Source organism: Pontibacterium sp. (assembly GCF_041587635.1).
GTDB lineage: Bacteria > Pseudomonadota > Gammaproteobacteria > Pseudomonadales > Balneatricaceae > Pontibacterium.
Genome location: NZ_JBFGYC010000445.1, coordinates 1 through 3,398, shown reverse-complemented (window position 1 = coordinate 3,398; position 3,398 = coordinate 1). Strand labels below are relative to the sequence as shown.

Below are 3,398 nucleotides of genomic sequence, written 5' to 3'. Positions count from 1 at the left end.
TGACGCTGGCGTGGGGATCTGATGATAGTCGCTTGCGTCAACAGCCGCTGGATATCCTGCAGGAGCGTTTTGTTGCGAGTGGTATGAAAACCCGCTATTACAATCCTGCGGTGCATGCGGGCGCGTTTGCCTTGCCGCAGTTTGTATTGGATGCGCTGAGCGAGGCCTGATCCGGCCCGTGTTTGTGTTCTGAAAAGCCGGCGAAAGCCGGTTTTTTTGTTTTGCTATTTTCTATTGTGTCGCCTCTATCCAGATGGAGCTTTATGGTTAGCTTGCCTTACGCCCAATTGTCCGGATTTTATTTTTTCTATTTCGCATTGCTGGGTGCGTTAGTCCCGTATTGGAGTCTGTATCTCAAATCTTACGGGTTCGGCGCAGAGACCATCGGATTACTGATGGCGTTGTTGCACGCTACGCGTATCGTCGCGCCCAACATATGGGGGTGGCTGGCAGATAAAACCGGGCAGCGGTTGCGTATTGTGCAGGTAGGATCGTTTGTTACTTGCCTGATATTCGTTGCTATTTTCTGGCAGGACGATGCCTTGGGAATTGCGATGGTGATGCTTGGGTTCAGTTTTTTCTGGAATGCAGTGCTGCCGCAATTTGAAGTCATCACGTTGTCTCATTTGGGTGAGAAACGTGACCGCTACAGTCGTATCCGGCTCTGGGGATCGATCGGGTTTATTGTTGCGGTGCTGGCAGTGGGCTGGGTGTTTGACTGGATCAGTGTGCGTGCGCTGCCGATAATCATGCTGGTTATCATGGTGCTGATTTGGATAAATTCATTGTTTGTGCCAGCGCCGCCAGTGCTTACTGCCAGTAAAGAAGTGGGTGATGGATTTTTGAAGCTGTTGGTGCGTCCGCAGGTGATTGCGTTTTTTGTTATCTGCTTTCTTGTGCAGTTTAGTCATGGTGCCTACTACACCTTCTATAGCGTACTGATGGACAGTGTTGGCTTTAGCCGCGGTGAAATTGGTGTGCTGTGGGCCATTGGGGTTGTCGCAGAGGTGGTCATTTTTATCTATATGCATACTCTGATACAGCGCTTTGGCCTGAGATGGATCATGATCGTCAGTCTGATGTTGTGTGTTGTACGCTGGCTGATGATCGGATTGTGGCCGGAGGAGTTGGCGCTGATGGTGGTCGCACAAACGCTGCATGCTGCAACCTTTGGCACGCTTCATGCCGTTGGTATTGCACTTGTGCATCACTACTTTACGGATAAAACTCACGGTCAGGGGCAGGCGCTTTTTTCGAGTTTTGGATTTGGGGCAGGCGGTGCGTTAGGCGCGGTTGTCAGTGGTTATTTGTGGGACGGACTGGGTGGGAGTTGGACATTCTATGTTTCAGCGTCTGTCGTTGCTGTCGCTATTGTGTTGGCTCTGGTCTGGATCAGGCCGGAAAAAGTGCAGCAAAATCCTGTTTAAAGTTGTTTTGCAGTGCAGTTTGTATAGTATTAGAGAAGATAACAAATAAAGTAGCATCAAGGAGTCGGGATGAAATTCAAGATAGATATCGAGATGAAACCCGAAGAGCTGCGTAAGGTTCTCGGGCTGCCAGATGTTGAAGGATTTCATGAGGATATGATGAATCGGATTCGCGAGCAGATGGAAGCTGGCGTAGAAGGTTATGATCCTCTAACACTGTTCAAGCCGTACCTGAGTAGTGGGCTTGGCTCCATGGACGCGCTGCAAAAAATAATGCTGAGCATGATGACTAACCCCTATGGCGGGGGTAAGAGTTCCGAATAGTCGTATGTATCAGGGATTGGGTGGTCTTCGGAAGAGAGAGAACTGCTTTGCGTATTTTAAGAAAGTACACTAACCGTCGTCTATATGACACTTCACGCAGCTGCTACGTCACATTGGAAGATGTTAAAGCGCTGGTATTGAGCGGTGAGGCATTTCAGGTTCAGGATTCAAAAACCGGTGCTGACCTGACGCGTAATATTTTACTGCAGATCATTAGTGAGCAGGAAGCCCAAGGGCATGGAACCTTGCTGACTAATCAGGTGCTGCAGCAGCTGATCCGTTTTTACGGGGACAGCATGCAGGGTATGATGAGCCAGTATCTGGAGCAGAGTATCGCAGCTTTTTTAGAGCATCAGGAGCGCATTCGCGAGCAGATGCAAACGATGATGGGAGCGGCGAACCCGCTGACCATGATGAACCGCATCGCTGACCAGAACATGGCGATGTGGGGCGGAATGTTTACTCCTGAAAAAGGTGAAGAGCCGCACGTTGCTCCTGAGCCTGAGAAAGAGCAGGACAAGTAACTGCTCTATTGTGCCTGAGTCCTCAGGGCAATGATTCAATGAATACGCGTTCGATTGCTTAGCGGCAGTCGGGTGCGTACCTTTCTTTATGATTTTCCATCGTGTTACCTCTGACTCTCATTGTGCAGCTTAAGCGCAGTGCAGACCTGTTGCGAGTCGAATACCTTTGGGTATGAGGAGTGTCGAGAAAGGTTAAGCACCTGTCGGCGAACAGGTGCGATTGATCAGTCGTGAGCGGTTAGCCAATTTACAATTTTGGGAGCGACCAGGGTCTGTGCTTTGCCAGATACAAAGACGCCGATATGCCCGCCGTGAACCTTCATCTCTTCGTAGTCAGAGCTGCTGACATGGTTGGCCAGTGCCACTGAGGCAGCGGGCGGGACAAGGTGGTCAAAGCTACCGTATATATTCAGAACAGGCTGCGTGATGTTCGATAAGTCTACCTGATTGTCGCCAATCATCGCTTCGCCTTTGATCAGCTTGTTGTCATGGAAGAACTGTTTGATGAACTGTCTGAACGCTTCTCCAGCCTGATCAGGGCTATCGTAGATCCATTTTTCCATACGCAAAAAGCTCAAGGCGCTTTCTTCGTTTTCAAGCTGGTTTGGCATCCCAAGGTTTTTCTGAATGCCTAAGCGCATCGGCATGAGTGAGTTGTAGGAATCGTTAAGCATGCTGCCCGGGATGTTGCCGTAAGTGTCGACCGCAAGATCTGCATCCACTGAGCGCGCCAGATGGGCCAGCAGATTGTCCGGTGTATGGAAGTCGACCGGAGTAACCATGGTGATGAGGTTTTTGATCTTCTGCGGGTTCATTGCGGTATAGCACAAGCTAAATGTCCCGCCCTGACAGATCCCCAGCAGGTTGATCTGGTCTTTGCCGCTACGCTCGCGAACGTGATCTACACAGTTGTTCAGATATTCATTGATGTAGTCGTCGAGATCAAGATAGCGATCAGCAGCATCCGGGTAACCCCAGTCGATGACATAAACCTCCTGACCTTGTTCCAGCAGGCGCAATAGAATTGAGCGTTCAGGCTCAAGGTCAATCATGTACGGGCGATTCACCAGTGCGTAACAGATCAACACTGGCGTGCTGTTAGCCGGTTTGCCAATGGGAGCAT

The 3,398-nt window shown here is 50.1% G+C and carries 4 protein-coding genes; 3 read left to right on the top strand and 1 reads right to left on the bottom strand.

The window, feature by feature from the left end; translation table 11 throughout:
* The first annotated feature begins 263 nt into the window (after nt 1-263).
* The 3 genes from ABYW01_RS17195 to phaR all read left to right on the top strand — a co-directional run bounded on the left by ABYW01_RS17195 (nt 264) and on the right by phaR (nt 2,275).
* Nucleotides 264-1,427, top strand: a complete 1,164-nt coding sequence (locus ABYW01_RS17195) for an MFS transporter (RefSeq protein ID WP_372835094.1) — start codon at nt 264-266, stop codon at nt 1,425-1,427.
* 69 nt (nt 1,428-1,496) lie between these two features.
* Nucleotides 1,497-1,751: a DUF6489 family protein gene (locus tag ABYW01_RS17190; RefSeq protein WP_193951755.1), complete on the top strand. Its 255-nt coding sequence runs from the start codon at nt 1,497-1,499 to the stop codon at nt 1,749-1,751.
* Nucleotides 1,752-1,798: 47 nt separating this feature from the next.
* Nucleotides 1,799-2,275 (top strand): polyhydroxyalkanoate synthesis repressor PhaR, encoded by a 477-nt coding sequence (phaR, locus tag ABYW01_RS17185; protein ID WP_372835092.1) that lies wholly within the window; start codon nt 1,799-1,801, stop codon nt 2,273-2,275.
* 224 nt (nt 2,276-2,499) lie between these two features.
* Here the strand turns inward: phaR and phaC are convergent.
* Nucleotides 2,500-3,398: class III poly(R)-hydroxyalkanoic acid synthase subunit PhaC (gene phaC, locus ABYW01_RS17180; protein WP_372835089.1), on the bottom strand; the 899-nt coding region annotated here is incomplete at its 5' end.

Bases quoted from the DNA above. Each gene is read 5' to 3' on its own strand.
- ABYW01_RS17195 (WP_372835094.1), top strand. From the start codon at position 264: ATGGTTAGCTTGCCTTACGCCCAATTGTCCGGATTTTATTTTTTCTAT.
- ABYW01_RS17190 (WP_193951755.1), top strand. From the start codon at position 1,497: ATGAAATTCAAGATAGATATCGAGATGAAACCCGAAGAGCTGCGTAAG.